Source organism: Ruegeria sp. BE10, assembly GCF_056538905.1.
In genome coordinates, this window is sequence record NZ_JBQFTX010000004.1 from 291,021 (window position 1) to 313,069 (window position 22,049).

Below are 22,049 nucleotides of genomic sequence, written 5' to 3' on the forward strand. Positions count from 1 at the left end.
CGTGCTAATCTGCCACGTGGCGAACGCGGGAAGGGGCGAGGCAACGCTATTCGGCAGGAGTGGTGCGGCCCGCATGCACAGCCGAGGACTCGGCCCTGTCTAAAAGGGTCGCCTGAAGGGGAGGGCGGCGCCCTCACCCTGACGGCCAGGGGCGTTTGACTTGTCTAAATCCCGCTGGTCCACGAAGGGAAAGTGAGGGGAAGAAGGCCCGCCGCCATTAGCGATTGTATAATTCTGCCAAACTGCAAAAAACAATAGGGCCACATAGCTGCCATTCAGAGACGTTCGCGGTTTGTTGTTCCGGAGTGTTCCTCTGGAGGTTGGGTGCGCTTCGGTTTTTGGCAGATAGCCGTGCTGCCTTCCAAGATTTCTGCCTTATGCCCACAATCAGATTTTAAGTTAAGCTGACCCAAGCCGCATTCCTTGAAGAGCTTTGCACGCATGCGGCCACAAATTTAACACCATTGAGTCCGTCATGAACCGTTGGATAAACAACCGACCCGTCAGGTGAAATCCCATTTCGGAAGGCTTGGATTGCCTCTGCGGCCTCTCCATAGATATTCGCAAACCCCTCAAGATATCCCTCTGGATGTCCCGGAGGGATTCTACTCAACCGATTGGCTGCGTCACCAGCACCAGCACCATTTCGGGTGATCAAACGCTTGGGTTCGTTGTATGGCGTAAACCAAAGATAATTGGGATCTTCCTGAGACCACTCAAACCCACCTTTTTCGCCATAGACGCGTAAACGAAGTGCGTTTTCATTGCCGGGGGCCACCTGAGACGACCACAGCATACCGCGCGCTCCACCTTCGAATCGAAGCAACACGTGCGCGTTGTCATCGACTTTGCGCCCCGGCACAAAGGCCTGCAAGTCCGCCGCCAAGCTTTCCGCCTTCAGCCCGGTTACAAAGCAAGCGAGGTTGTAAGCATGAGTCCCGATGTCACCGGTTGATCCACCCGCGCCCGAGCGTTCGGGATCGGTTCGCCACTCAGCCTGTTTGAAATCCTGCTGCTCGGTCAGCCAGTCCTGGGGGTATTCAACCTGAACCACGCGGATCTTGCCAATTTCTCCGTTAGCAACCATTTCACGTGCCTGCCGGACCATTGGATAGCCCGTATAGTTATGTGTCAGTATGAATAGGGCATTCGCGCTTTCCGCTGCTTTGACCAGCTTTTTTGCATCGGCAAGGGTCGAGGTGAGTGGCTTGTCACAAATTACGTGAATACCGCGTTTCAGGAACTCGCGCGCGGATGCATAGTGGACGTGATTTGGCGTGACAATTGAGACCGCCTCAATCCCGGATTTCAGTCGGGCTTCCCTTATCGCCATTTGTTTGAAGTCTTCATAGACCCGTTCGAGCCCCAACGCCCGACCACTTTCAAGAGATTTCTCTGGCGTCGAAGACAAAGCACCGGCAACCAATTCAAACTTGTCGTCCAGTCGCGCCGCTATTCGATGAACGCCACCTATGAAGGCGTCGTTCCCGCCGCCAACCATGCCAAGTCGAATGCGGCCTGAGGTTTCTTCATTGCGTCCTGTGACCATCATTCAATCCCCAGCATTTTACGATTGGCTGCTTCGTCTGCGCCACCATCAGCGAAATCATCAAAGGCTTTCTCGGTCACACGGATAATGTGATCTGACACAAACTTAGCGCCTTCACGCGCTCCATCCTCGGGGTGTTTGAGGCAGCATTCCCATTCGACAACTGCCCAACCATCAAAGCCATTCGCCGCCATTTTTGAAAAGACCGCCCCGAAATCCACCTGGCCATCACCAAGCGACCGGAAGCGCCCGGCACGATCGACCCAGCTTTGATACCCGGAATAAACACCCTGCCGGCCGGTCGGGTTAAACTCGGCATCTTTGACATGGAACATCCGGATCCGATCTTTGTAGATGTCGATATTGTCCAGATAGTCGAGGCATTGCAGCACGTAGTGCGACGGGTCGTACAACATGCAAGCGCGTGGGTGATTGCCTGTCCGTTCAAGAAACATCTCGTACGTCACGCCGTCGTGGAGGTCCTCACCTGGGTGAATTTCGTAACAGACGTCAACGCCGCATTCCTCGGCGTGATCCAGTATTGGCACCCAACGACGAGCAAGCTCCTCGAATGCCGTTTCGATCAAGCCAGCAGGGCGCTGCGGCCAAGGATAGACATAGGGCCATGCCAATGCGCCTGAGAATGTCGCATGCGCTGTAATACCCAAGTTTTTCGAAGCAGATAGCGCTTTTTTAACTTGGTCTACTGCCCATTCTTGCCGGGCTTTCGGGTTTCCTCTGACGCTTTCGGCTGCAAAACCATCAAACGCGCTGTCATAGGCCGGGTGAACGGCCACAAGTTGGCCCTGAAGGTGGGTTGAAAGTTCAGTGACTTCGACGCCATTTTCCTTGGCTTTGCCTTTGAAGTCATCGCAATAACTGGCGCTGGATGCAGCTTGTTCCAGGTCGAACAACCGGCCATCCCAACTAGGAACCTGAACGCCCTTGTATCCACAGTCAGCCGCCCATTTAGTGATTGCGTCCCACGAATTGAACGGCGCTTCGTCCCCCGCGAATTGCGCAAGAAACAAAGCTGGACCTTTGATTGTTTTCATAAAATTTCCTCCCCAAAACCTGAGCCTCTATGGCGGTAAATTTTCCTTCAGATAGATATCGATACGGATACGTTCCTGTGCTTTGTTGAACGGAACCTTGTCCGAAGTTGCGCGCAATAAACGGACGGCAGAACGAACAATGTGCCCGGTATCTTGCGAGATTAAGGCGTCAAATGTGCCAAGCCTAAGCGCCTCACGACTGAGCGGAGTAAGCTCATGAGCTATGATCACCAGATCTTTGCTGAGTTTGTTCTCTGAAAGAAATTGAATCAGGCCCGCATTGCCCGCTGCTGACGAGTATATTCCGACCAGATCCGGATAGATTTCAAAGATTTCGGGCATCATCCTGTAAATCAGATCCGGGTCATCCCGGCCCTCGACAGACGCTACGACTTCCAGGTTCGGAAATTCCTCAGCCACAACAAGGTCAAAGCCTTGACGACGCTCCAAGTGGTCACGCGCCAAACGGGACCCTGTAAGAACCAAGACCTTGCCTTCGCGATGGACAAATCTTCCCATCAGCTGAGCGGCGGTTCGTCCTGCTGAAACGTTATCAATTCCGACAAAGTGGTCTCGCTCAGAACTTGGCAAGTCAGACACCAAGGCAACAACCGGAACGCCTTTGTCCCTGAGCCTTTTTACAGCGTCGCGGACAGAAGGCGTTTCGGGCCCGAAAACGGCGACTCCGTCAACGTCCAAACTGTCGACAGCATCTAAAATGTTGACGATATCTTGCGGCTCGAACGGAGCGACGTTCTTTACTGCAATGCGCGTCCGTTGGATAAATTGGTCACGTGTTTGTTCAGCGATCTGACTGCTTATTGCCTCCACAAACTCGTTGTCCGTGTCTGGTAAAACAAAGAGGAAATTGTAGACGCGGTTTCGCGCCAGGTTGGCCGCGGCGGTGTCGCGCACATACCCCAGCTGATCAATCGCCTTCTGTACTTTCTGTACAGTCACTGCTCGCACGCCGGGGCGCCTGTTCAAAACCCGATCAACGGTCGCCAGGCTGACACCCGCCACGCGAGCGATGTCATTAACGGTTGGCTTTTTCACCAATTCTAGTTTTTGTTTTTGATCTTCCACGTGTTCTTCAGCCCTCAATCTCCCGAGCTAAGCCTTCAAACAACAAAGCAACAGCTTCAGCGCCGGGATCGTTATGTCCAACTAGGTTTTCTTCGGGAACATAGGCCGCGCGGCCCGCCTTCGCACGACGAATATTTGCGGTGTTGTTTGCGCCTTCGCGGGCAGCTTTGGCTGCATGCGTCAAACCAGATGGCAGCGCGGCAAGTGCTGGTGCCAGGGCGTCAATCATTGTCCTGTCACCGACCTTGGCACCCCCAACCTGGCTGACACGATTCAGGCCTTCGACCAGAGACTTCGATACCGAAGCCCCGCTCGCACAGGCATCGCCAGCTGCGTTGAAGAAAATTGCGAGTATCACGCCAGAAGAACCACCCATTGTCTGGCTTAACTCATTACCTAATGCCGGAAACAGTTGCGTCAGATCAGCAAGCGGCATGCGGTCAAGGCTGCCTTGCAATGCTCTTGCGGCCGTCGCCAATGTGCTTCCTGTATCGCCATCTCCGGATTTCGCGTCCAGCTCGTTCAGGTTCTTCTCTGCGTTGATGAGCAGTTCAGACAACCGGGTGATCGTTTCCCTTGTGGCGGGATTGTTCGAAGGAATTGGATCGATAGGAGTCAGCCCATCAGGCAGAGGTGCGACTTTTATCGGGTCGATAGAATTGACGCCGGGCCAAGCCGCCAGGTCAACAGGCGCTTTAAGCGCCGATAAATCGTCCTGATCTACCGGCAGAATGGAAACAGAAAACCCATGCATATCCAGCGATGTCATCATTGGGGCCGGGCCCATGATGTGATGGGCAATACCAGTTTCGGACAAGGCATGCGTGAGGACAGCCATTTCCAACGGCGTTGTAGAACCCAGGTTGTTGACCAACGCCACACAATCCCCGGACCCCACCCGTTGTTTCAGCTTCTCCACAACTGTGGACATGGCCGATACAGCATTTGAGAATTCGACTTGCTGTACACCGGGCTCGCCATGGATACCCAAGCCAAGCTCTGCTTTCCCGGGGGCGATCCTGTCTTCTTTCGGAGATCCCGGAACGGTACAGGTGTCCAGGCTCATACCGATGCTGACGACCTTGGCTATGGTGCGTCTTGCTGCGGCGGTGACGGTGTCCAGATCAGCACCACTTTCTGCAAGCGCTCCGGCTATTTTGTGCACGAACAACGTACCTGCCACGCCACGTGGTTGCGGAAGGTCGGGCAGGGCGATGTCATCATCAACGACGACCATCTCTACCTTGCGACCCAATGCACGGGCGCGTTCAGCCGCTAGTCCAAAGTTCAGCCGGTCACCGGTGTAATTCTTAACGATCAGCAGGCACCCAGCTTCACCCGTGACCGCAAGAATGCCCGCCAAAACCGCTTCGACTGATGGGGATGCAAAGACTTCCCCGCAGACCGCGGCCGTAAGCATACCAGCACCAACAAAGCCCGCATGGGCGGGTTCGTGGCCAGACCCTCCACCAGAAACCAAGGCGACTTTCGACTTGTCCCAATCCGACCGGTAGACAACCTTGATATGCGGGTATCCGTCCAATCGGGTAAGTTGCCCTCCGGAGGAGGCTAGAAGACCATCAATGGCCTCTGTCACCAGGGTTTCTTTTGTGTTGAGGAACTGGGCCATGCTTTTGCTCCTTAATTCACTCGCGCGCCGGACGCGTCAAAATACAATGGGTTGTGTGGGCGGATTTTTATAGATTTTCCAGATGGATAGTCCTGATGGACATCAATCAAGGTCACAACCGGGTGACCGTTTAAGTCCAGGTGCAACCGCGTTTGATCCCCAAGATGTTCAGCGCGTATCACACGCGCTTCACTGCCTTCGCCTTCAATGATGTTTTCCGGGCGCAGGCCAATCTGCGGGCCTTTGTGATCGCCTCCGAACAACTCGGACGGCAAGATGTTGATCCGAGGCAGACCCAACCGGCTGGCTACGTAAACACTGCCCGGGTTTTCATAAATGTCCCGGGGTGTTCCGTACTGCACCAACCGGCCGTTTTCCAAAACCCCGATATGTGTCGCCATTGTCATGGCTTCGACCTGATCATGGGTCACGTACAGCAAAGTCGATCCCAGATCTGCCTGAATTCTCTTCAGTTCTACCCGCAAATCCGCCCGTAACTTGGCGTCTAGAGAGCTGAGCGGTTCGTCCATCAGAAATATCTGGGGGTCGCGCACAAGCGCCCGTCCAATTGAAACGCGCTGCATTTCACCGCCAGACAATTCAGTGGCTTTGTTGTCCAGTTTGTGCGGGATCTGGAGGATCTCAGCGACTTCGTTTACCTTCCTCGTGATCTCATCCTCTGGTGTTTTCAGGATCGGCGACCGCAGAGGGAAAGACAGGTTTTCCCGCACTGTCATATGCGGGTACAGCGAGTATTGCTGGAAGACCATTGCTACATCGCGCTGAGCGGGAGTGTCTATTCCAACGTCACGCCCGGCGATGCGCACTGTTCCTGAATCCAGTTTCTCAAGCCCCGAAATCAATCTCAGTGTCGTTGTTTTTCCCGCGCCAGTCGGACCCAACAACACCACAAAGGCACCGTTGGGGATCGTCATTGAGATATCATCCACCGCTGTGACGTTGCCGAATGACTTCGAGATGTTCTCCAAAACAACTTCAGCCATTGCTTAGTACCTCGTCGTTCAGAGCGGACCTCAACGCGCGCCCGGTAGATTTTTCAAACAAAGTTACTGCGGGGGAGCGGAACTCCAATCCCACTGTCTCACCGGGACTGACGACCTCGCGTGCATCAATGCGGGCTTTCAGTTCTCCGTTCGGACTTTGCAATGTTACGATCTGGGTGGTTCCAAGGTATTCTGCGGCCAGAACCTTGGCCCTGTATTCGCTCGCATCCGACAGAAAAACATGTTCGGGGCGAACGCCAAAAACCAAGTCACCTTCCGCCCCTTCCATCAATCTCGGTACAGCTTCGTCATGACCGTTCAGTCGAACCGTTTCCGAGCCGGGTTCGACCTTTCCCTGAAACGGCAGGAAGTTCATTGAAGGAGACCCGATAAAATCCGCCACAAACATCGTCGCCGGTTTGTCGTAGATTTCCTGAGGTGTGCCAAATTGCTCGATCACAGCATTATTCATCACCACGATCTTGTCGCCCATTTGCATGGCTTCCAGCTGATCATGCGTGACGTACACAGTGGTCGCCCCCATGCGATCATGAAGCGCACGCAACTCTTCGGCCATGTGTTCCCGAAACTCAGCATCCAAGGCACCAAGGGGTTCGTCCATCATGAACGCCTTGGGCTCCCGAACAATCGCGCGACCCAGCGCTACGCGCTGTCTATCGCCACCTGAAAGTCCCCCCACTGGGCTATCGAGTATGTCGTTGATCCCCAGAATTCCCGCGACTTCCTCTACTTTGGCTTTGATAGCAGCACGCGGCATGCCCTGCGATATCAGGGGGTAGCTGATATTCTTGCGCACGTTCATGTGGGGATACAGCGCGAACATCTGGAACACGAAGGCAATGTCCCGTTCTGATGGCGGCCGCTGGCTGATTTCTTCACCGTCCAGATAGATTTCACCCGACGTTGGAAGCTCCAACCCTGCGATCATCCGCAGCGTCGTCGTCTTTCCGCAGCCGGATGGCCCCAGCAGCATGAAAAACTCACCATCCTCGATCGTGAACGAGCTTTCGCGAACAGCCGTGAAATCGCCAAACATCTTCTTTACGTTTTTGACTACGATCTGGGCCATTTCTACTCCGGGAAATGGCTGACGATGATGAACATGACGGTTCCGATCAGCGTGATGATGAAAGAGTAGGTGAAGGCCCAAAGGACAAAGGGCTGCATCAGCATAAAGACACCCAGTGCGATAAGGATGGTTGCGACCATCTCCCATGGGCCGCGGCGGAGCCGCATCAATCCGGTTAGAAAGTCGCTCATTTGCGCACGGCTCCGAATGTGATCCCACGCAGCAAATGTTTGCGCATCAGGATGGTGAAAATCATGACGGGGATGAGGAAGATCGTTGCACCGGCCGCCACGGCTGGCCAGTCCAGACCGCCGATACCGATAATGGTCGGTATGAACGGTGGTGCAGTCTGTGCGTTCGCGGATGTCAGCAGCACGGCAAACGCGTACTCATTCCAGGCGAAGATCAGGCAAAAGATAGCTGTTGAGGCTATGCCGGTCGCGGCTTGCGGCAGTACCACTTTGTAGAATGCCTGAAACCTCGTGTAGCCATCTATGAGGGCGGCCTCTTCGTACTCTCTTGGGATTTCGTCGATGAAACCCTTCAGCAACCAGACCGCCAGGGAAATATTCACACCCGTATACAGCAGGATCATTCCCAGATGCGTGTCGCTCAGCCCAAGGTTTCTGAACATCAAGAAGATTGGGATGGCAACAGCGACCGGGGGCATCATCCTTGTACTGAGGATGAAGAACAGCAGGTCGTCCTTTAGTGGGACTTTGAACCTGCTGAACGCGTAGGCGGCCAGCGTGCCAAGAAAGATACTCAAGAACGTCGAGCCGAATCCGATGATAACTGAATTCATGAAGCGCTCACCGAATTTGGATGGTCCGACAATCACCATGTCGTATTGGCGCACGATCTCATCGGCCCAGTTCTGCGGTGGGTTCGCTTCCAGAAATTCCTGCGTCTGCCGCGTGCGTGTGGTGAAGAGATTGACGTAGCCTTCAAGCGTTGGGTCAAAGACAACCTTGGGCGGGTAGCTGATCGCGTCGGCTGGAGACTTGAAGCCAGTTAGCAAAATCCAAACCAGCGGGATCATCGTGATCAGCGCGTAAGTAATAACCAAGAAGCCTGCGATCCACTTGGACCGGTTCGAAGGTTCAGTGACGGAAAAACTACTCATCTCTGTTTCACCTTGTTCAGGGCTTTGACGTAAATCGACGCAAGGCCGAACACGGTGACGAAAAGGATGATCGCATAGGCCGAGGCATAGCCCGTACGCCACTTTTCAAAAGCCTCCCGCTTGAGATTGATTGAAGTGAGTTCCGTAACAGAACCGGGCCCTCCACCGGTTAGCTGAACCACTAGGTCGAACATCTTGAAGTTCTCGATCCCTCTAAACAGCACGGCTAGCATCAGGAACGGCAACACCATCGGGATGGTGATCGTAAAGAACTGCCGCAGCTTGCTGGCTCGGTCGATCTCAGCTGCCTCGTAGATGTAGTCCGGAATGCTGCGCAGACCGGCCAGACAGATCAGCATCACGAAGGGGGTCCACATCCAGGTGTCGACAATCACGATTGCCCACGGGGCCAACGTGACCGATCCCAGCATTTCAAAGCTCGATGGGTCCTTGCCGGTAAACCAGGACACGATGTAGTTAAACAGGCCGATTTGAGGTTGATACAGGAACTTCCAGAAGTTCCCGACGACTGCAGGAGACAGCATCATCGGCAGCACGATAATCGTGGTCCAAAGATCGTTGCCCTTAAATTTCTTGTTGATCAACCATGCCAGAGTAAACCCGATCAGGACCTGGAAAAAAATTGTCCAGAACAGGAAATGCGCCGTCGCCTGCATATTCAGCCATGTGTCCGAGTCTGTCAGGATACGCTCGTAATTCCTGAGCCCGACATCTTTGACTTCACGCCCGATCCGGTTGGCCTTGTAGTTGGTAAAGCTTAGTTGGATGGTCCAAATCAACGGAAAGATGTTGATCGCCAGCAATAAGAAAATCGTTGGTGAGATGAATATCCAGGCGATCGCGCGGTCGGACAACCCTCGGATTTTTCGCGCAACTCGCTCGGGCGTTGCCTGCGCAACGCGATCTACGGTCCTGTCAGACATCTCTTTGCCAGTTCTTTTTGGTTTCGGACTCACGGGTGAAGGTGGAGCGGGAGTGCACCCGCTCCTAGCTGCCTCCAGACTACAGCTTGCCTTCGTCTTCGAAGACTTCCGTCCAATCTTCGATCAGAAGATCTAGCGCTTCTTGAGCTGTGCCTTGGTCGGCAACCACGTAGTCGTGGATGCGCTTCTGCATTGCCAGCAGCAGTTCCGCATAGGCGGGCTCTTGCCAGAAATCCTGAACTCCAGCCATTGCTTCCAGAAAGTCACCGGCAAACGGTTGGCTGTCTACGAAACCAGGATCTTGTAGCACCGAGTTATGTGCCGAATAGCCTCCAAGTTCCCACCATTTGGCCTGAACTTCCGGCTGTGCAAACCACTTAATGTACTCAAGTGCGGCGTCCTGTTTGTCAGAGTAGCTGACGACAGAAATACCTTGTCCGCCGAGTGTCGAGCCTGGCTGATTTTGTGGTGGGTTCACGAAGAAGTCGATCTTGTCACCGCCTGTATTGGGATCGGCATATAGACCAGGAAAGAACGCAAACCAGTTCATAGCCATAGCGACCTGACCGGACTTAAATGCATCCAAGCTCTCACCCATGTAGGAGTTGGTATATCCAGGAGGCGTCGCCGTTTTGTAGAATTCTTTATAGAACTCCAGCGCCTCAACCGCTTCCGGTGAGTTTACTGCGCCTTCCATATCATATGAGCCCGGGGTGTTTTCGTATTTGAAGCCCCAAGGATACAGTGCTCCGGTCACACCCATGGTGATCCCTTCCGAGCCGCGCTCGGTAAAGATTGCTGCCCCATAGACGGTCTTGCCGTCGATCTCACGACCTTGGAAGAACTGCGCGATCTGCAATAGTTCTTTTTGAGACTCGGGCTCGCGTAAATCCTGACCAGTTGCTTCTTTGTATGCGGCTTGGATTTCAGGATTTTCGAACCAATCCTTGCGATAGAACCAGCCATTTGCGTCACCCATCGCAGGCAGCGCGTAGTAATTTGGTGTACCCTTGGGCCAGGTTGAATAAGCGTAAACTGTGGCAGGTGCGAAGTCGTCCATGCTGATGCCTTCAGCGTCGAAAAAGTCGTTCAGTTGGACATAATGACCGTTTTCGGCGCCGCCGCCGATCCATTGGCTGTCACCAATCAGCAGGTCGCAGAGCTTACCTCCAGAGTTCAGTTCATTCAGCATCCGGTCCGCAAAATTTGGCCAGGGAACAAATTCGAAGTTCATCGAGTGGCCGGATTCTGCTTCAAATTCTTTTGATAGCTCAACAAGCGCGTTGGCCGGGTCCCATGCAGCCCAACAGAGTGTCAGATCTTCAGCATTTGCCTTGGTAGAAAGAGTAGTAGCGGCAAAGACTATTGCGCTGGCCGAGGCCAGTTTTGTGTAAGTCATCCATTCCTCCCTTTTTTGCGCCGTCAATCGAGGATGTGCGAATCGCGGCATACATCCAAGGCTATTTGAGGTACGCACCTCAAGTCCAGATATTTTTGAGGTTCGTACCTCAAGAGACCAGCAGAGATCGCAAATTTTGTCTCTTAGCTATTGATTCCTAAAGAAATTGTTCTTTGAACTTGATGCGCATGTATTTTGGGCAGCGAGGTATTGAATGGTCATATCGACTTAAATGGGCGCAGCCGTCATGCGGCCAACAGGTTCAGCGAACCCGCTTCTGAAGCGTTCAAAGATTATTTGGTCGATACCTTTGAGAATTCGAGATAGCGTCAAACAGCGCGGACAACTCGGGACCGTGCATAACTCTTTTTGGTTAGGTGTTGACGTATGAGCAATCTCTCCATCGTCCGATTGAACCGCTACCCTATAAAAGGCTTGAGTTCCGAGCCTATGCGAACTGTGACGCTGCGAGCAGGAGAGGGCATTCCGGGCGATCGCCTGTTCGGATTTTCTCGCTACAACTCCGGTTTCGACATGCAGAACCCAATGCCTCTGCCGAAAGATCGTTTTGTCGTATTGTTGAACGAGGCTGCACTGGCAGGCATTCAGACCGGTTTTGAAATTGAATCTCAGGCACTTGAGATCAATGCGAACGGAAAGACACGACGCTTTGATATGCGAGAGTCTGAAGATCGGGAGAAGGCGGCAGAGTTCCTTTCTTCAGAGATCGACTTAAAAGATCCAGAGCTGCCAAAGTTTGTTTCTTCTACTCCTCATAGGTTTACAGATGTATCTGTCGTATCGCCGCAAATGATGAACGCGATATCCGTTTTGAATCTGGCCTCTGTGAAAAAGTTGGGCGAACAACTGAACGCAGAAATTCACCCGGCGCGCTTCCGAGCGAATATTGAGATAGACGGATTACCTTCGTTTGCTGAGCTGGATGCAGTTGGATCAGTTTTAAGATTTGGCGATGTCGAGTTGAAGATACTCTCACGTACGAAAAGGTGTGCAGCAACTGAAGTGAACCCGAAAACGGCCGAGCGCGACTTGAAAGTACCCTACCTTATTCGGAAATTGATGGGCCATATGGATATGGGCGTCTATGTCGAAGTGTTTAGTGGTGGAACGCTAACGGTCGGTCAAACCGGGGAAATACTCGCTTAAACCTTGCCTCCTGCCAAAGTGGCTTTTCTAAGAGGTTTGAGCCATGTTCGGTCAGACGATTAAACTCAACTCTTGCTTTGACTTTCTTTTGGCTATCCGGGGTATCGAAGGACGTCGCGTTCGAGCGTTCTGATCCAGAAACGATTGGAAGGCACTCCTTTGACGGAGCCTTGACAAGATCTCTGTTTCAAATAATTTTAGTCATTAAAATATTTAGACAGGTGGTGCTCAATGTATCTGGGCTTAGATTTGGGAACGTCAGGTCTCCGCGGGATTCTGGTAGATGACTCAGGACACGTTGTCGGTGATGCCGAAGTCAGCATTTCCACCTCGACGCCCAAGCCTGGTTGGTCTGAGCAGGATCCTTTGGATTGGACCAACGCTTGCGACGAGGTTGTTGGGAAGCTTCGCGTCGGCAACCAGCAAGCATTCTCAAAATTGCGAGGTATTGGCCTAAGCGGACACATGCACGGCGCTACACTACTGGATTCTGATGGCGAAATATTGAGGCCCTGTATTCTTTGGAACGATACACGGTCAGCTGATGAGGCGAGGATACTGGATCAATCGCCAGAGATGCGCGCAATATCGGGAAACATCGTATTCCCCGGGTTTACGGCGCCGAAACTCGAGTGGTTGCGCAGCCATGAGTCGGATGTGTTTTCAAAGGTAGACAAGGTACTGCTGCCGAAAGATTATTTGCGGTTTTGGCTTACTGGCGAATATATCTCAGACATGTCTGACAGCGCAGGAACATCCTGGCTGAACGTTGACACTCGGCAGTGGTCCGAAAGGGCGCTGGCCATAGGTCACATGCGTGTCGAGCAGATGCCAAGCTTGGTCGAAGGCAGTGATCCGGGTGGAGAGTTGAAGGTCCGTTTGAGGCAGAAGTGGGGGCTTTCGAATCCGGTTGTCGTGGCTGGAGGTGCTGGCGACAATGCTGCCGCTGCCTGCGGGATCGGGAGCATCAACGACGGCACCGGTTTTGTCTCACTCGGAACGTCTGGCGTGTTGCTTGTTGCGCGGGAAGCCTATGCTCCTGATCCAGATACAGCCGTACACTGTTTTTGTCATGCGGTTCCTGATCGGTGGATACAAATGGGTGTCATGCTTTCGGCAACGAACAGCATGAACTGGCTTGCTCGCAATCTAGGCGAACCCGTGGAAAGACTTGCTGCAGCTATGCCAGGAGAATTAAATGGACCTTCTGCGATCACCTTCCTGCCATATCTGTCAGGAGAACGGACACCGCATAACAATAGCCATATCCGAGGTGCGTTTTTGGGCGTGGACATCTCGTCGGAACCCGCTGAGTTGACCCAGTCCGTAATGGAGGGTGTTTCTTTCGGAATGAGAGATTGCCTGGAAGCACTGAAGAGCACCGGAACCCAGCCAAATAGCCTTATGGCAGTTGGAGGAGGTGCGCGATCTCGGTTCTGGCTGGAAACCTTGGCTACTGTTTTGCAAGTTCCGCTGGAATTGCCAAAAGGCAGCGAATTCGGTGCCGCAATGGGCGCTGCACGACTCGCGATATGTGCTGCCAACGGCGCTGAACCGGCGCAAGTCATGACGCCGCCGGAAATTCAGGAACGCATTGAACCACGCGGCGATCTGATTGACGCCTACGAAAACGAATACCGGAGATACAAGCAATTCTATCAGGCGCTTGCGCCGCTGACAGTAAGATGAAACCAGAAACGGGTAAAGCCTCTGGCATTGAAAATGCTATTCTCATCGATGGAAACATGCGTGTTTCGATCCTGAACTATGGGGCTATCACGCAGGGTTGGTGGTACAAGGACGTCCCGCTCATCCTTGGGTTCGAGGACCCAAATGAGTATCTCACCGATACGCGTTACCTGGGCGCAATTGTTGGGCGCGTAGCCAACCGGATCAGTGGCGCGACGTTTGAATTGGATGGTACCAGTTTTGAACTGAACGCCAATGAGGGCAAAAACACCCTGCATGGCGGCGACGATGGGCTGTCTAAACAGTTCTGGGAATTCGAACAGATTGCACAGAACGAGGTTTTGCTGAGCTACGTTTCTCACGACGGAGAGGGCGGCTTTCCAGGGAATATCAGGTTCGAGGTCAGGATCTGCCTACAGGGTTCACGCTTGGTCTATTCAGTAGCCGCACAACCTGACCGGCCGACGCCGATAAGCATTGCGCAACACAACTACTACACTTTGGGTGCCGCAGAAGGCGTAGACCAGCATACGCTTAAACTAACTTCAAATCGGTATCTAGAAATCGACGATCAGGGTATTCCGTCGGGCAGAGTGCTTGCGACCAACGAAAGCGGGTTGGATTTTTCAACGCCTAATATGATTGGAAGTGTGCCTGATGGGATTGATCACTATTTCTGCTTTGATCATGATCGCGGCCCAAAGGCTCCGGTGGCGGAACTCACTTCACCCTCTGGCCTTGCGTTGACAGTCTACTCTGACCAGCCCGGAGCACAGGTTTATTCGGGCTATGAGCTGAAAAAACCGCGGCGCACTTCGCGTGGTGTGTGTATCGAGCCATCGGGTTATCCCAACGCACCGAATATCTCTTCGTTTCCCTCAATAATCTATACTCCGGAGAACCCGTATCGGCAGGAACTTATTCTAGAAGTTTCTAAGGAATGACATGAGAGCAGCTTCGCTATTCTTGATTATAGGCTCAACAATCTCAATGGTGGACGGTGCGCGTGCCCAATCGCTTGGTCCTTTGCCAGAGTTCCTCGATCCTGACTTTGGAAGTGCTGAGCTGGGGCGTTTGCTGTTCTATGACCCGATTTTGTCTGGCAACAAGAATATCAGCTGCGCGACCTGTCATCATCCCAGGCTTGGCACGTCCGACGGTGTTTCCCTTGGTATAGGGGAAGGGGGAATTGGGTTGGGTCCAGAGCGGACATTGGACCCAGAGAATACCCCGGAACAACGTATTCCTCGAAACTCACCGGGGCTTTGGAACCTTGGAGCCACTGAGTTCACAACGTTTTTTCATGATGGGCGACTAGAGGTAGACACAACGCAACCTGATGGTATCAGAACCCCGTTGGGTACTCATATGCGGTCTGGTTTCAAGTCCGCGCTGGCCGCACAGGCGATGTTCCCGGTTTTGTCGCCAGACGAAATGGCGGGTCACTATTCTGAGAATGACGTGAGCAAAGCGGTTCGCCTCGGATTTCTGACACAGCAAGGCGGTGCGTGGGATTTGATTGCAGAACGTGTTGCGGCTATTCCAGAGTACGAGCAGAGGTTTGAGGACTTAGCGCCGGATGATGAAATTACGTTCACGGCAATTGCCAACGTAATCGCGGACTTTATCGCGTTCGAGTGGCGCGCGGATAACAGCCTCTTCGATCGCGCGATGCGAGGTGAGGCTGAATTGCCAGAAGAGGCCGAAGTTGGCATGGGCCTGTTCTACGGAAAAGCTGGCTGCAGCAACTGCCATTCGGGCTGGTTTCAGACGGATCACAAGTTTCATTCGATGGCACTGCCGCAGATCGGTCCGGGAAAGGCGGCGCGATTTGAAAACCATGTCAGGGACGACGGGCGTCTTCGCGTGACCGGTGATCCCGGCGACGCGTTTGCTTTCCGCACGCCATCTTTGCGCAACGTGACTCTGACAGCTCCGTACGGACACAACGGAGCCTACGCTGAACTTGAGGATATAGTACGCCATCATCTGGACCCGGTGGCGTCATTGCGAAACTACTCGATCGAGATGGCCACCTTGCCGGACTTCCCCGGCTCTGACGACCAAAGGGCAATGTCGGATAATCAGCACTTGGGTGCGATTGCCCAAAGCAAAAGCTTGTCGAAAGTAAGCCTGACGGATCAGGAAATCGACGCTCTTCTCAGATTTCTGGCAAGCCTTGAAGACCCGGCAGAGCGGTTAGGTGTGCCCGACCAAGTTCCAAGTGGGTTACCGGTTGAAAGGTAATCAGCGGTGAAGACTAATGATTTGGTTGGGCTGATAGTCCAACCACTCGCCTTTCGAACCATCCGGCCAGATCATACGAACCTGCACCTGGTCCTCACTCCCAAGCCCAAAATGCTGAAACCCAGCGGTGCCACCAGCGTGACCGCCGCCGATTGTTAGCTCGCGGGTCTGAACACCCAGCGAGGTTTTGACTTCAACAAATCCACCAATCGCTGCGTGATTGGATTGATCCTGAGTGACATCCAGCAATAGCCAGTTGCCACCTTGAGAAGTGTTCTGGCTGACTTCTAGCTCAGAACCTCGGTTGACGACCACCAGATCCAGCTTTCCATCGTTGTTCAGGTCAGCAATCGCCGCACCACGAGACTTAGCCATCGAGGCAGCACCGGCATCTGCTGCAGCTTCAATAAACTGTCCGTCGGAGTTCTGTAGTAGTAGGTTATTGGGGTCGTTCAGAGCTGCATCGGGCATCTGTTCTACGTTTCCCTTGGCCACGAAAATATCGTCCCGGCCGTCGTTGTTGACGTCGCCAAACTGTGCGTGCCACCCGGTGGATGGCCTTCCGTCTCCGCCGATATGCGGTCTATGAGCGGTCGTACCCTTTTCGTAAGTTGCATCGAGCCAGGTCGGGCCGTTTGTCACTGGGTCAAAAATCTGGAGTTTCTGGTCACCCATCGAGGTCAGATAAACTTCGGGAAATCCGTCTCCTGTAAGGTCGCGAGAGGCGATCCCCATTCCCCAGATCGAAAATGGAAGCCAGCCTTCGTCTTCCGAGTATTGCCGAGGCTCGGGTTCCATCGCCCATAACTGCTCGTGACCGCCACGAACATAGTAGTGACGGTCGTTGCTGACGCGAAGATCAGCGCGGCCAGTTCGGGCCCAGTCCGAAAACAAAATAGAAAGTGAGCAGTAGCCGGGTTCAAGATGCAACGGCTCGTGATACAAGTCGCCTTCTGGGCGGTACAAAAGGATTGGCCCGCAGGATTCAAAAGGACCTTCGGGATCAAATCGATCAACATAGGTGCCAAACGCCAAGGTCGGTAAAGTTTGCCCGCTTTCCCATGTTGCCGAGAAACCTGTGGTCCAGTGATCCTCGGACTGAAACCCGAGTTCAGTGAAAGGGCTGAATTGGCAGTCGGTATCGCCCCGAAGAAGCAGGTCTGGGCCAACACGCAAAATCGCCAAATCCACTATGCCGTCGCTATCAACGTCGAGAGGGTAGGCGCCGGTCACACCGGCCAGCGAAAGACCTTCAGGCGTCTTTGCCTGAAATGCTATCTGTTCCTTCGAGGTATTGATGAACAGTTGAGACCGGTTGGAACCGCCAGCCAAAAAGAGTTCTGGCAGCGAGTCCCCATTGCAATCGAAAACGGCCACACCACCGCCGACAAAATGCTCCCACCCGCCATCATAGACATGTTTTGGTACATCCACATTTGTAAACTGGGGAATAACAGTGTCCGCATTCGCAACTGTGCCCAAAGTCGCAAATATCGCAAACTCAAGACGCATTCGCCGTCAGCTCCTTGACCTTGAGAATTGAGATTTGTTCAATTCCATAGGCCGCCGCCCCCTTGGCCCACATCATGTCACCCCAGTGATGAACTTTGATCTGGGGCAAAGGTGCATCGACATTCACAACGCCGTTTTGAATGCGGGTCATAACTTCGTTGGAACACAAATGCTCAAAGCTCATTTGTGCCCCCGAGACGATAATGCACTCTGGGTCATACAAGTTGATCAGGTTGGAAATCCCGAGGCCAAACATCTGACCTGCGCGGGCAAGCACTGACGAAGCTCTGTCGTCACCTGAGTTGGCGCGGTCATGTATGTCGGAAACGGTTTCCATGTCGTTGGTATGACCGGTGACTGTCATCTCGCGGATCAAAGCATAGTCGCCCACATAGGCTTCTAGACATCCGCGTTGACCGCATTGGCAAAGGGCTCCGTCAAGTTGAACTTTGGTGTGCCCAAATTCAGCGCCGCAGCCTCGTTCTCCACGGTATAGTTTGCCATCCAATACGATGCCAAGGCCAACACCGTGTTCGATCGTAACAACGAGGAAGTTCTTTAAACCCTTACCCAAGCCAAAAAGCTGTTCGGCCTTGGCGACAAGATTGGCGTCGTTGTCGACGAATACGGGGCAGGGCAGCTCATTTGAAAGCAAGTGGCTGAAATCAATATTTCTCTCAGCAATCGAGGATGACCAGTGGACAAAATTCTTGTTTGCATCGACCAGTCCAGCCACCCCGATAGAAACACCTGCCAAATGAGCGACAGTACGATCGATCTGACTGCAGGTTTCTTCAAGAGCTTCGCGGATCGCCGAAACAAATACTTGCGGCGACATTCTGGCGTGATCCAGAGCATATTTATGGGATGCGACTTCGTTACCTTCAAAGTCGACCAAGATAACGGAGATTACTTGCCGAGCCACCTTGAGGCCGGCCACAAGGTGCATCTGGCCGTCCAATTGCAGCAATACTCTGGGTCTGCCTCTCTTCCCCGACTTTGACTGTGCTTGGCTTTCAGTCTCCTTCACCAGCCCGGCCGAGATGAGATCAGCCGTGGCGGCGGTGACAGTCGCAGGGCTGGTTTGCAAGGCGGATGCAATATCGATCCGCGAGACGGACCCCTTGGCTCTGATGTGCTCCAATACCCGTAAGCGGGTCGTATTTCTTTGTTCCAAAGAAACCGGAGAGGCTTTGCTTTTCAGCATCTTGTCCTCGCGAATCTTGCTGTTGATCCAATCTATTTGAATTTGGGTGCGTCTTGTAGAGTAAATATTTTACCGACTGAAATAAATATGGTATTCAAATTTGTGAGAGCCGCGAATCGAAATGCGATGGCTCGGCAAATGGGAGGAAATCATGAAGAGAATTCTCAGCTTTTCGGCTGTGGCCACTTTGTTGGCTTCGACCGCATTCGCAGAGCCAGTGGTCGGCGTAAGCTGGTCGAACTTTCAGGAAGAGCGTTGGAAAACAGACGAAGCGGCCATCAAATCGGCGCTTGAAGCAGGGGGTGCCGAGTACATCTCGGCAGACGCGCAGTCGTCTTCCGCAAAGCAGCTTTCGGACATTGAAAGCCTGATCGCCCAAGGTGTAGACGCGCTTATTATTCTGGCCCAGGACGCGCAGGCAATCGGACCGGCTGTTCAGGCTGCGGCGGACGAAGGTATTCCAGTCATTGCCTATGATCGCCTGATTGAGGACGACCGTGCGTTCTATCTGACCTTTGACAATGTGGAAGTCGGCAGAATGCAGGCCCGGGCTGTTTTTGAAGCCATGCCCAAGGGCAACTACGTGATGATCAAAGGCTCTCCTACTGATCCGAACGCAGATTTCCTGCGCGGTGGTCAGCAAGAGATCATCGGAGCAGCCGTCGACAGCGGTGACATCGTAATCGTTGGTGAGGCCTATACGGATGGCTGGTTGCCGGCTAACGCGCAGCGAAACATGGAGCAGATCCTGACCGCGAATGAGAACAACGTGGATGCGGTTGTTGCGTCAAATGACGGTACTGCAGGCGGTGTTGTTGCTGCGCTGACCGCACAGGGCATGGAAGGCATTCCGGTGTCCGGTCAGGACGGCGACCACGCAGCATTGAACCGTGTCGCACTGGGAACGCAGACGGTTTCGGTTTGGAAGGATGCTCGCGAACTTGGAAAGGCCGCTGGCGAAATCGCTGTCGCATTGAGCGGTGGGACAAGCCCTGCTGATGTCGAAGGCGCAGTGAGCTGGACATCACCGGGTGGGACCGAGATGAACTCGGTTTTCCTAGCGCCTGTTCCAATCACTAAGGACAACTTGTCCGTGGTTGTTGATGCCGGATGGATCCCGCTGGAAGATCTTTGCCAAGGCGTTGAAAACGGACCTGCCCCTTGTAACTAAACCACCCAGCCCTGGGCCTCTTAGTCTGGGCCTGGGGCAAATGCTGAATATGAAAGATCGGAAATGACCGAAACTTCGTCTCAGCCGATACCTGAAAAAGCGAAACCCAGCCTGTTCCAGCAGCTGGAACTGGACATGCGACTTTTGGGAATGATCGGCGCGTTTGTCATCCTGTGCATCGGATTCAACATCTTCACAGATGGAAGGTTCCTGACGCCGCGCAATCTATTCAACCTGTCCATTCAGACAGTTTCGGTTGCCATTATGGCATGTGGGATGGTGTTCATTATCGTCACGCGACACATCGACTTGTCGGTTGGCGCGCTATTGGCAACAACCTCGGCTGTGATGGCAATGACGCAAACCGAGCTTTTGCCGCAAATACTTGGGATGGGTTTGAACAACCCGGCAACCTGGGCGATCACAATCGTTGTCGGGTTGTTTGTCGGCACACTGATTGGTGCGTTTCATGGCTGGATGGTTGGTTATCTGACGATACCAGCGTTCATCGTTACGCTTGGTGGATTTCTGGTTTGGCGAAACGTGGCGTGGTATTTGACCAGCGGCCAGACGATTGGTCCTCTGGATAGTACATTCCTGATGTTTGGCGGCACCAACGGAACATTGGGAACGACGACAAGCTGGCTGTTCGGCTTGTTTGCTACCGCAATCGCGATCTGGGCTTTGTGGAGTGGTCGCCGCGCAAAAGCGTCACATGGTTTCCCGGTAAAACCTGTTTGGGCTGAGGCCACTCTGGCCGGAATAATCGCAATTGCTATCCTTGGGTACGTTTACATCGTAAACAGCTACGCCATTCCGACGCGCCGGCTGCAACGTATGTTCGAAGCACGCGGCGAGACAATGCCAGAAGGGCTGGTTGTAGGATACGGCATACCGATTTCTGTCCTCATACTAATCATAGTAGCGGTTACCCTGACGATCGTGGCACGGAAAACCCGGTTTGGTCGATACATCTTTGCCACTGGTGGCAACCCGGATGCGGCAGAGCTTTCAGGTATCAACACTCGGCTGCTGACCGTGAAAATCTTTGCTTTGATGGGTTTTCTGTGCGCCGTGTCCGCGGTGGTCGCCTCGGCCCGCTTGGCAAACCACTCGAACGACATTGGTACGCTCGACGAACTTCGGGTCATCGCCGCTGCAGTGATCGGAGGAACCGCATTGTCGGGCGGCATCGGTACCATCTATGGCGCGATCCTTGGTGCATTGATCATGCAGGCGCTGCAATCGGGCATGGCAATGGTTGGCGTTGACGCGCCGTTTCAGAACATCGTCGTCGGCAGCGTCCTCGTGTTGGCCGTCTATATCGACATCGTTTACCGCAAGCGACTGGGGGCCAAGTGATGCAAGCTCAGGATACTCAGAAAAAAACTTCCGGCACTGGGCGTGGGTCAGGCGCGCCGCCATTGGTCGAGATGCGCGATATTTCGATTTCCTTCGGTGGGATCAAGGCCGTCGACCATGTGTCGGTCGATCTCTATCCGGGTGAAGTCGTTGGCCTGCTTGGCCATAACGGGGCCGGGAAGTCCACTCTGATCAAGGTTCTGTCCGGCGCCTATCAGATGGATCACGGTGAGATCCTGATTGATGGCAAGCCAGTCGAGATTGGCAATCCCCGTGACGCCCGGGCGAATAACATCGAAACGATATATCAGACGCTCGCCTTGGCCGACAATCTGGACGCGACATCGAACCTGTTCCTGGGGCGCGAGATGACGACGCCTTTTGGTTTGGTCAACGACGCAGCCATGGAGGCCGAGTGCCGAAAGATCATGGCTCAGCTCAACCCGAACTTTCAGAAGTTCAATGACCCGGTCTCCGCCTTGTCGGGCGGGCAAAGACAATCAGTGGCGATCGCTCGGGCTGTCTACTTCAACGCACGTATTCTGATCATGGATGAGCCGACAGCAGCGCTTGGGCCGCATGAAACTCAGATGGTGGCGGATCTGATCCACCAGCTAAAGGCGCAAGGCATCGGGATATTTCTGATCGATCACGACGTGCATGCCGTCATGGAACTGTGCGACCGCGCCTCGGTCATGAAGAACGGAAAACTGGTTGGGACGGTCGATATCGCAGACGTAACTGATGACGATCTATTGTCGATGATCATTCTCGGCAAGCAGCCAGCACAAAAAGCAGAGTAGGGGGCAGA

The 22,049-nt window shown here is 53.5% G+C and carries 19 protein-coding genes; 7 read left to right on the plus strand and 12 right to left on the minus strand.

All coding sequences use genetic code 11. The features are described 5' to 3' along the window. Nucleotides 1-394: 394 nt before the first annotated feature. The 10 genes from ACR0M2_RS11860 to ACR0M2_RS11905 all read right to left on the minus strand — a co-directional run bounded on the left by ACR0M2_RS11860 (nt 395) and on the right by ACR0M2_RS11905 (nt 10,883). A complete protein-coding gene (locus tag ACR0M2_RS11860; RefSeq protein ID WP_480705316.1) occupies nt 395-1,549 on the minus strand; it encodes a Gfo/Idh/MocA family protein in 1,155 nt (384 codons plus the stop codon). After that, nucleotides 1,549-2,604 carry a sugar phosphate isomerase/epimerase family protein gene (locus ACR0M2_RS11865; protein ID WP_170553415.1) on the minus strand — a complete coding sequence of 352 codons (1,056 nt, stop codon included), beginning with the start codon at nt 2,602-2,604 and terminating at the stop codon, nt 1,549-1,551. Before ACR0M2_RS11865 ends, ACR0M2_RS11860 begins: the two co-directional genes overlap by 1 nt. 27 nt (nt 2,605-2,631) lie before the next feature. Further along, the gene (locus ACR0M2_RS11870) at nt 2,632-3,690 is read right to left on the minus strand and encodes a LacI family DNA-binding transcriptional regulator (protein ID WP_480705211.1); all 1,059 of its coding nucleotides are present in this window, start codon (nt 3,688-3,690) and stop codon (nt 2,632-2,634) included. A gap of 7 nt (nt 3,691-3,697) precedes the next feature. Beyond that, a complete protein-coding gene (locus ACR0M2_RS11875; RefSeq protein WP_480705212.1) occupies nt 3,698-5,320 on the minus strand; it encodes a dihydroxyacetone kinase subunit DhaK in 1,623 nt (540 codons plus the stop codon). Nucleotides 5,321-5,331: 11 nt separating this feature from the next. Next, on the minus strand, nt 5,332-6,324 hold the full coding sequence (locus ACR0M2_RS11880) for an ABC transporter ATP-binding protein (RefSeq protein ID WP_480705214.1): 993 nt from the start codon (nt 6,322-6,324) through the stop codon (nt 5,332-5,334). After that, nucleotides 6,317-7,414, minus strand: coding sequence for an ABC transporter ATP-binding protein (locus ACR0M2_RS11885; protein WP_480705216.1), 1,098 nt, complete (start codon nt 7,412-7,414; stop codon nt 6,317-6,319). The genes ACR0M2_RS11880 and ACR0M2_RS11885 overlap by 8 nt, the downstream gene beginning before the upstream one ends. Nucleotides 7,415-7,416: 2 nt before the next feature. Further along, nucleotides 7,417-7,605, minus strand: coding sequence for a hypothetical protein (locus ACR0M2_RS11890; protein ID WP_480705218.1), 189 nt, complete (start codon nt 7,603-7,605; stop codon nt 7,417-7,419). Then, on the minus strand, nt 7,602-8,540 hold the full coding sequence (locus ACR0M2_RS11895; RefSeq protein ID WP_010442361.1) for a carbohydrate ABC transporter permease: 939 nt from the start codon (nt 8,538-8,540) through the stop codon (nt 7,602-7,604). Before ACR0M2_RS11895 ends, ACR0M2_RS11890 begins: the two co-directional genes overlap by 4 nt. Then, on the minus strand, nt 8,537-9,484 hold the full coding sequence (locus ACR0M2_RS11900; RefSeq protein ID WP_170332156.1) for a carbohydrate ABC transporter permease: 948 nt from the start codon (nt 9,482-9,484) through the stop codon (nt 8,537-8,539). The genes ACR0M2_RS11895 and ACR0M2_RS11900 overlap by 4 nt, the downstream gene beginning before the upstream one ends. A 79-nt stretch (nt 9,485-9,563) precedes the next feature. Then, the gene (locus tag ACR0M2_RS11905; RefSeq protein WP_480705220.1) at nt 9,564-10,883 is read right to left on the minus strand and encodes an ABC transporter substrate-binding protein; all 1,320 of its coding nucleotides are present in this window, start codon (nt 10,881-10,883) and stop codon (nt 9,564-9,566) included. Nucleotides 10,884-11,270: 387 nt separating this feature from the next. On the opposite strand from ACR0M2_RS11905, the gene ACR0M2_RS11910 reads away from it, so the two are divergent. From ACR0M2_RS11910 to ACR0M2_RS11925, 4 genes are all read left to right on the plus strand, one after another. Next, nucleotides 11,271-12,050, plus strand: a complete 780-nt coding sequence (locus ACR0M2_RS11910; RefSeq protein ID WP_480705222.1) for an MOSC domain-containing protein — start codon at nt 11,271-11,273, stop codon at nt 12,048-12,050. Nucleotides 12,051-12,281: 231 nt separating this feature from the next. Continuing rightward, a complete protein-coding gene (xylB, locus tag ACR0M2_RS11915; protein ID WP_480705224.1) occupies nt 12,282-13,739 on the plus strand; it encodes a xylulokinase in 1,458 nt (485 codons plus the stop codon). Continuing rightward, entirely contained in the window at nt 13,736-14,683 is a 948-nt protein-coding gene (locus ACR0M2_RS11920) for an aldose epimerase family protein (protein ID WP_480705226.1), read from the plus strand. Before xylB ends, ACR0M2_RS11920 begins: the two co-directional genes overlap by 4 nt. Nucleotide 14,684: 1 nt before the next feature. Then, nucleotides 14,685-15,986, plus strand: a complete 1,302-nt coding sequence (locus tag ACR0M2_RS11925) for a cytochrome-c peroxidase (protein ID WP_480705228.1) — start codon at nt 14,685-14,687, stop codon at nt 15,984-15,986. Here the strand turns inward: ACR0M2_RS11925 and ACR0M2_RS11930 are convergent, their stop codons facing one another. Together ACR0M2_RS11930 and ACR0M2_RS11935 are read right to left on the minus strand one after the other, a co-directional pair. After that, nucleotides 15,987-17,498: a CRTAC1 family protein gene (locus ACR0M2_RS11930; protein WP_480705230.1), complete on the minus strand. Its 1,512-nt coding sequence runs from the start codon at nt 17,496-17,498 to the stop codon at nt 15,987-15,989. Next, entirely contained in the window at nt 17,488-18,705 is a 1,218-nt protein-coding gene (locus ACR0M2_RS11935) for an ROK family transcriptional regulator (RefSeq protein ID WP_226689166.1), read from the minus strand. The genes ACR0M2_RS11930 and ACR0M2_RS11935 overlap by 11 nt, the downstream gene beginning before the upstream one ends. A 151-nt stretch (nt 18,706-18,856) precedes the next feature. Between ACR0M2_RS11935 and xylF the strand changes: the two genes are divergently transcribed. The 3 genes from xylF (at nt 18,857) to ACR0M2_RS11950 (ending at nt 22,041) form a co-directional block, all read left to right on the plus strand. Beyond that, nucleotides 18,857-19,876: a D-xylose ABC transporter substrate-binding protein gene (xylF, locus tag ACR0M2_RS11940; protein WP_155150139.1), complete on the plus strand. Its 1,020-nt coding sequence runs from the start codon at nt 18,857-18,859 to the stop codon at nt 19,874-19,876. A 63-nt stretch (nt 19,877-19,939) separates the two neighbouring features. Next, the gene (locus ACR0M2_RS11945) at nt 19,940-21,238 is read left to right on the plus strand and encodes a sugar ABC transporter permease (RefSeq protein WP_170332141.1); all 1,299 of its coding nucleotides are present in this window, start codon (nt 19,940-19,942) and stop codon (nt 21,236-21,238) included. Next, on the plus strand, nt 21,238-22,041 hold the full coding sequence (locus tag ACR0M2_RS11950) for an ATP-binding cassette domain-containing protein (RefSeq protein ID WP_170351985.1): 804 nt from the start codon (nt 21,238-21,240) through the stop codon (nt 22,039-22,041). The genes ACR0M2_RS11945 and ACR0M2_RS11950 overlap by 1 nt, the downstream gene beginning before the upstream one ends. Nucleotides 22,042-22,049: the final 8 nt, after the last annotated feature.

Bases quoted from the DNA above. Each gene is read 5' to 3' on its own strand.
- ACR0M2_RS11860 (WP_480705316.1), bottom strand. From the start codon at position 1,549: ATGGTCACAGGACGCAATGAAGAAACCTCAGGCCGCATTCGACTTGGC.
- ACR0M2_RS11865 (WP_170553415.1), bottom strand. From the start codon at position 2,604: ATGAAAACAATCAAAGGTCCAGCTTTGTTTCTTGCGCAATTCGCGGGG.
- ACR0M2_RS11875 (WP_480705212.1), bottom strand. From the start codon at position 5,320: ATGGCCCAGTTCCTCAACACAAAAGAAACCCTGGTGACAGAGGCCATT.
- ACR0M2_RS11880 (WP_480705214.1), bottom strand. From the start codon at position 6,324: ATGGCTGAAGTTGTTTTGGAGAACATCTCGAAGTCATTCGGCAACGTC.
- ACR0M2_RS11885 (WP_480705216.1), bottom strand. From the start codon at position 7,414: ATGGCCCAGATCGTAGTCAAAAACGTAAAGAAGATGTTTGGCGATTTC.
- ACR0M2_RS11890 (WP_480705218.1), bottom strand. From the start codon at position 7,605: ATGAGCGACTTTCTAACCGGATTGATGCGGCTCCGCCGCGGCCCATGG.
- ACR0M2_RS11895 (WP_010442361.1), bottom strand. From the start codon at position 8,540: ATGAGTAGTTTTTCCGTCACTGAACCTTCGAACCGGTCCAAGTGGATC.
- ACR0M2_RS11900 (WP_170332156.1), bottom strand. From the start codon at position 9,484: ATGTCTGACAGGACCGTAGATCGCGTTGCGCAGGCAACGCCCGAGCGA.
- ACR0M2_RS11905 (WP_480705220.1), bottom strand. From the start codon at position 10,883: ATGACTTACACAAAACTGGCCTCGGCCAGCGCAATAGTCTTTGCCGCT.
- ACR0M2_RS11910 (WP_480705222.1), top strand. From the start codon at position 11,271: ATGAGCAATCTCTCCATCGTCCGATTGAACCGCTACCCTATAAAAGGC.
- xylB (WP_480705224.1), top strand. From the start codon at position 12,282: ATGTATCTGGGCTTAGATTTGGGAACGTCAGGTCTCCGCGGGATTCTG.
- ACR0M2_RS11920 (WP_480705226.1), top strand. From the start codon at position 13,736: ATGAAACCAGAAACGGGTAAAGCCTCTGGCATTGAAAATGCTATTCTC.
- ACR0M2_RS11925 (WP_480705228.1), top strand. From the start codon at position 14,685: ATGAGAGCAGCTTCGCTATTCTTGATTATAGGCTCAACAATCTCAATG.
- ACR0M2_RS11930 (WP_480705230.1), bottom strand. From the start codon at position 17,498: ATGCGTCTTGAGTTTGCGATATTTGCGACTTTGGGCACAGTTGCGAAT.
- ACR0M2_RS11935 (WP_226689166.1), bottom strand. From the start codon at position 18,705: ATGCTGAAAAGCAAAGCCTCTCCGGTTTCTTTGGAACAAAGAAATACG.
- xylF (WP_155150139.1), top strand. From the start codon at position 18,857: ATGAAGAGAATTCTCAGCTTTTCGGCTGTGGCCACTTTGTTGGCTTCG.
- ACR0M2_RS11945 (WP_170332141.1), top strand. From the start codon at position 19,940: ATGACCGAAACTTCGTCTCAGCCGATACCTGAAAAAGCGAAACCCAGC.
- ACR0M2_RS11950 (WP_170351985.1), top strand. From the start codon at position 21,238: ATGCAAGCTCAGGATACTCAGAAAAAAACTTCCGGCACTGGGCGTGGG.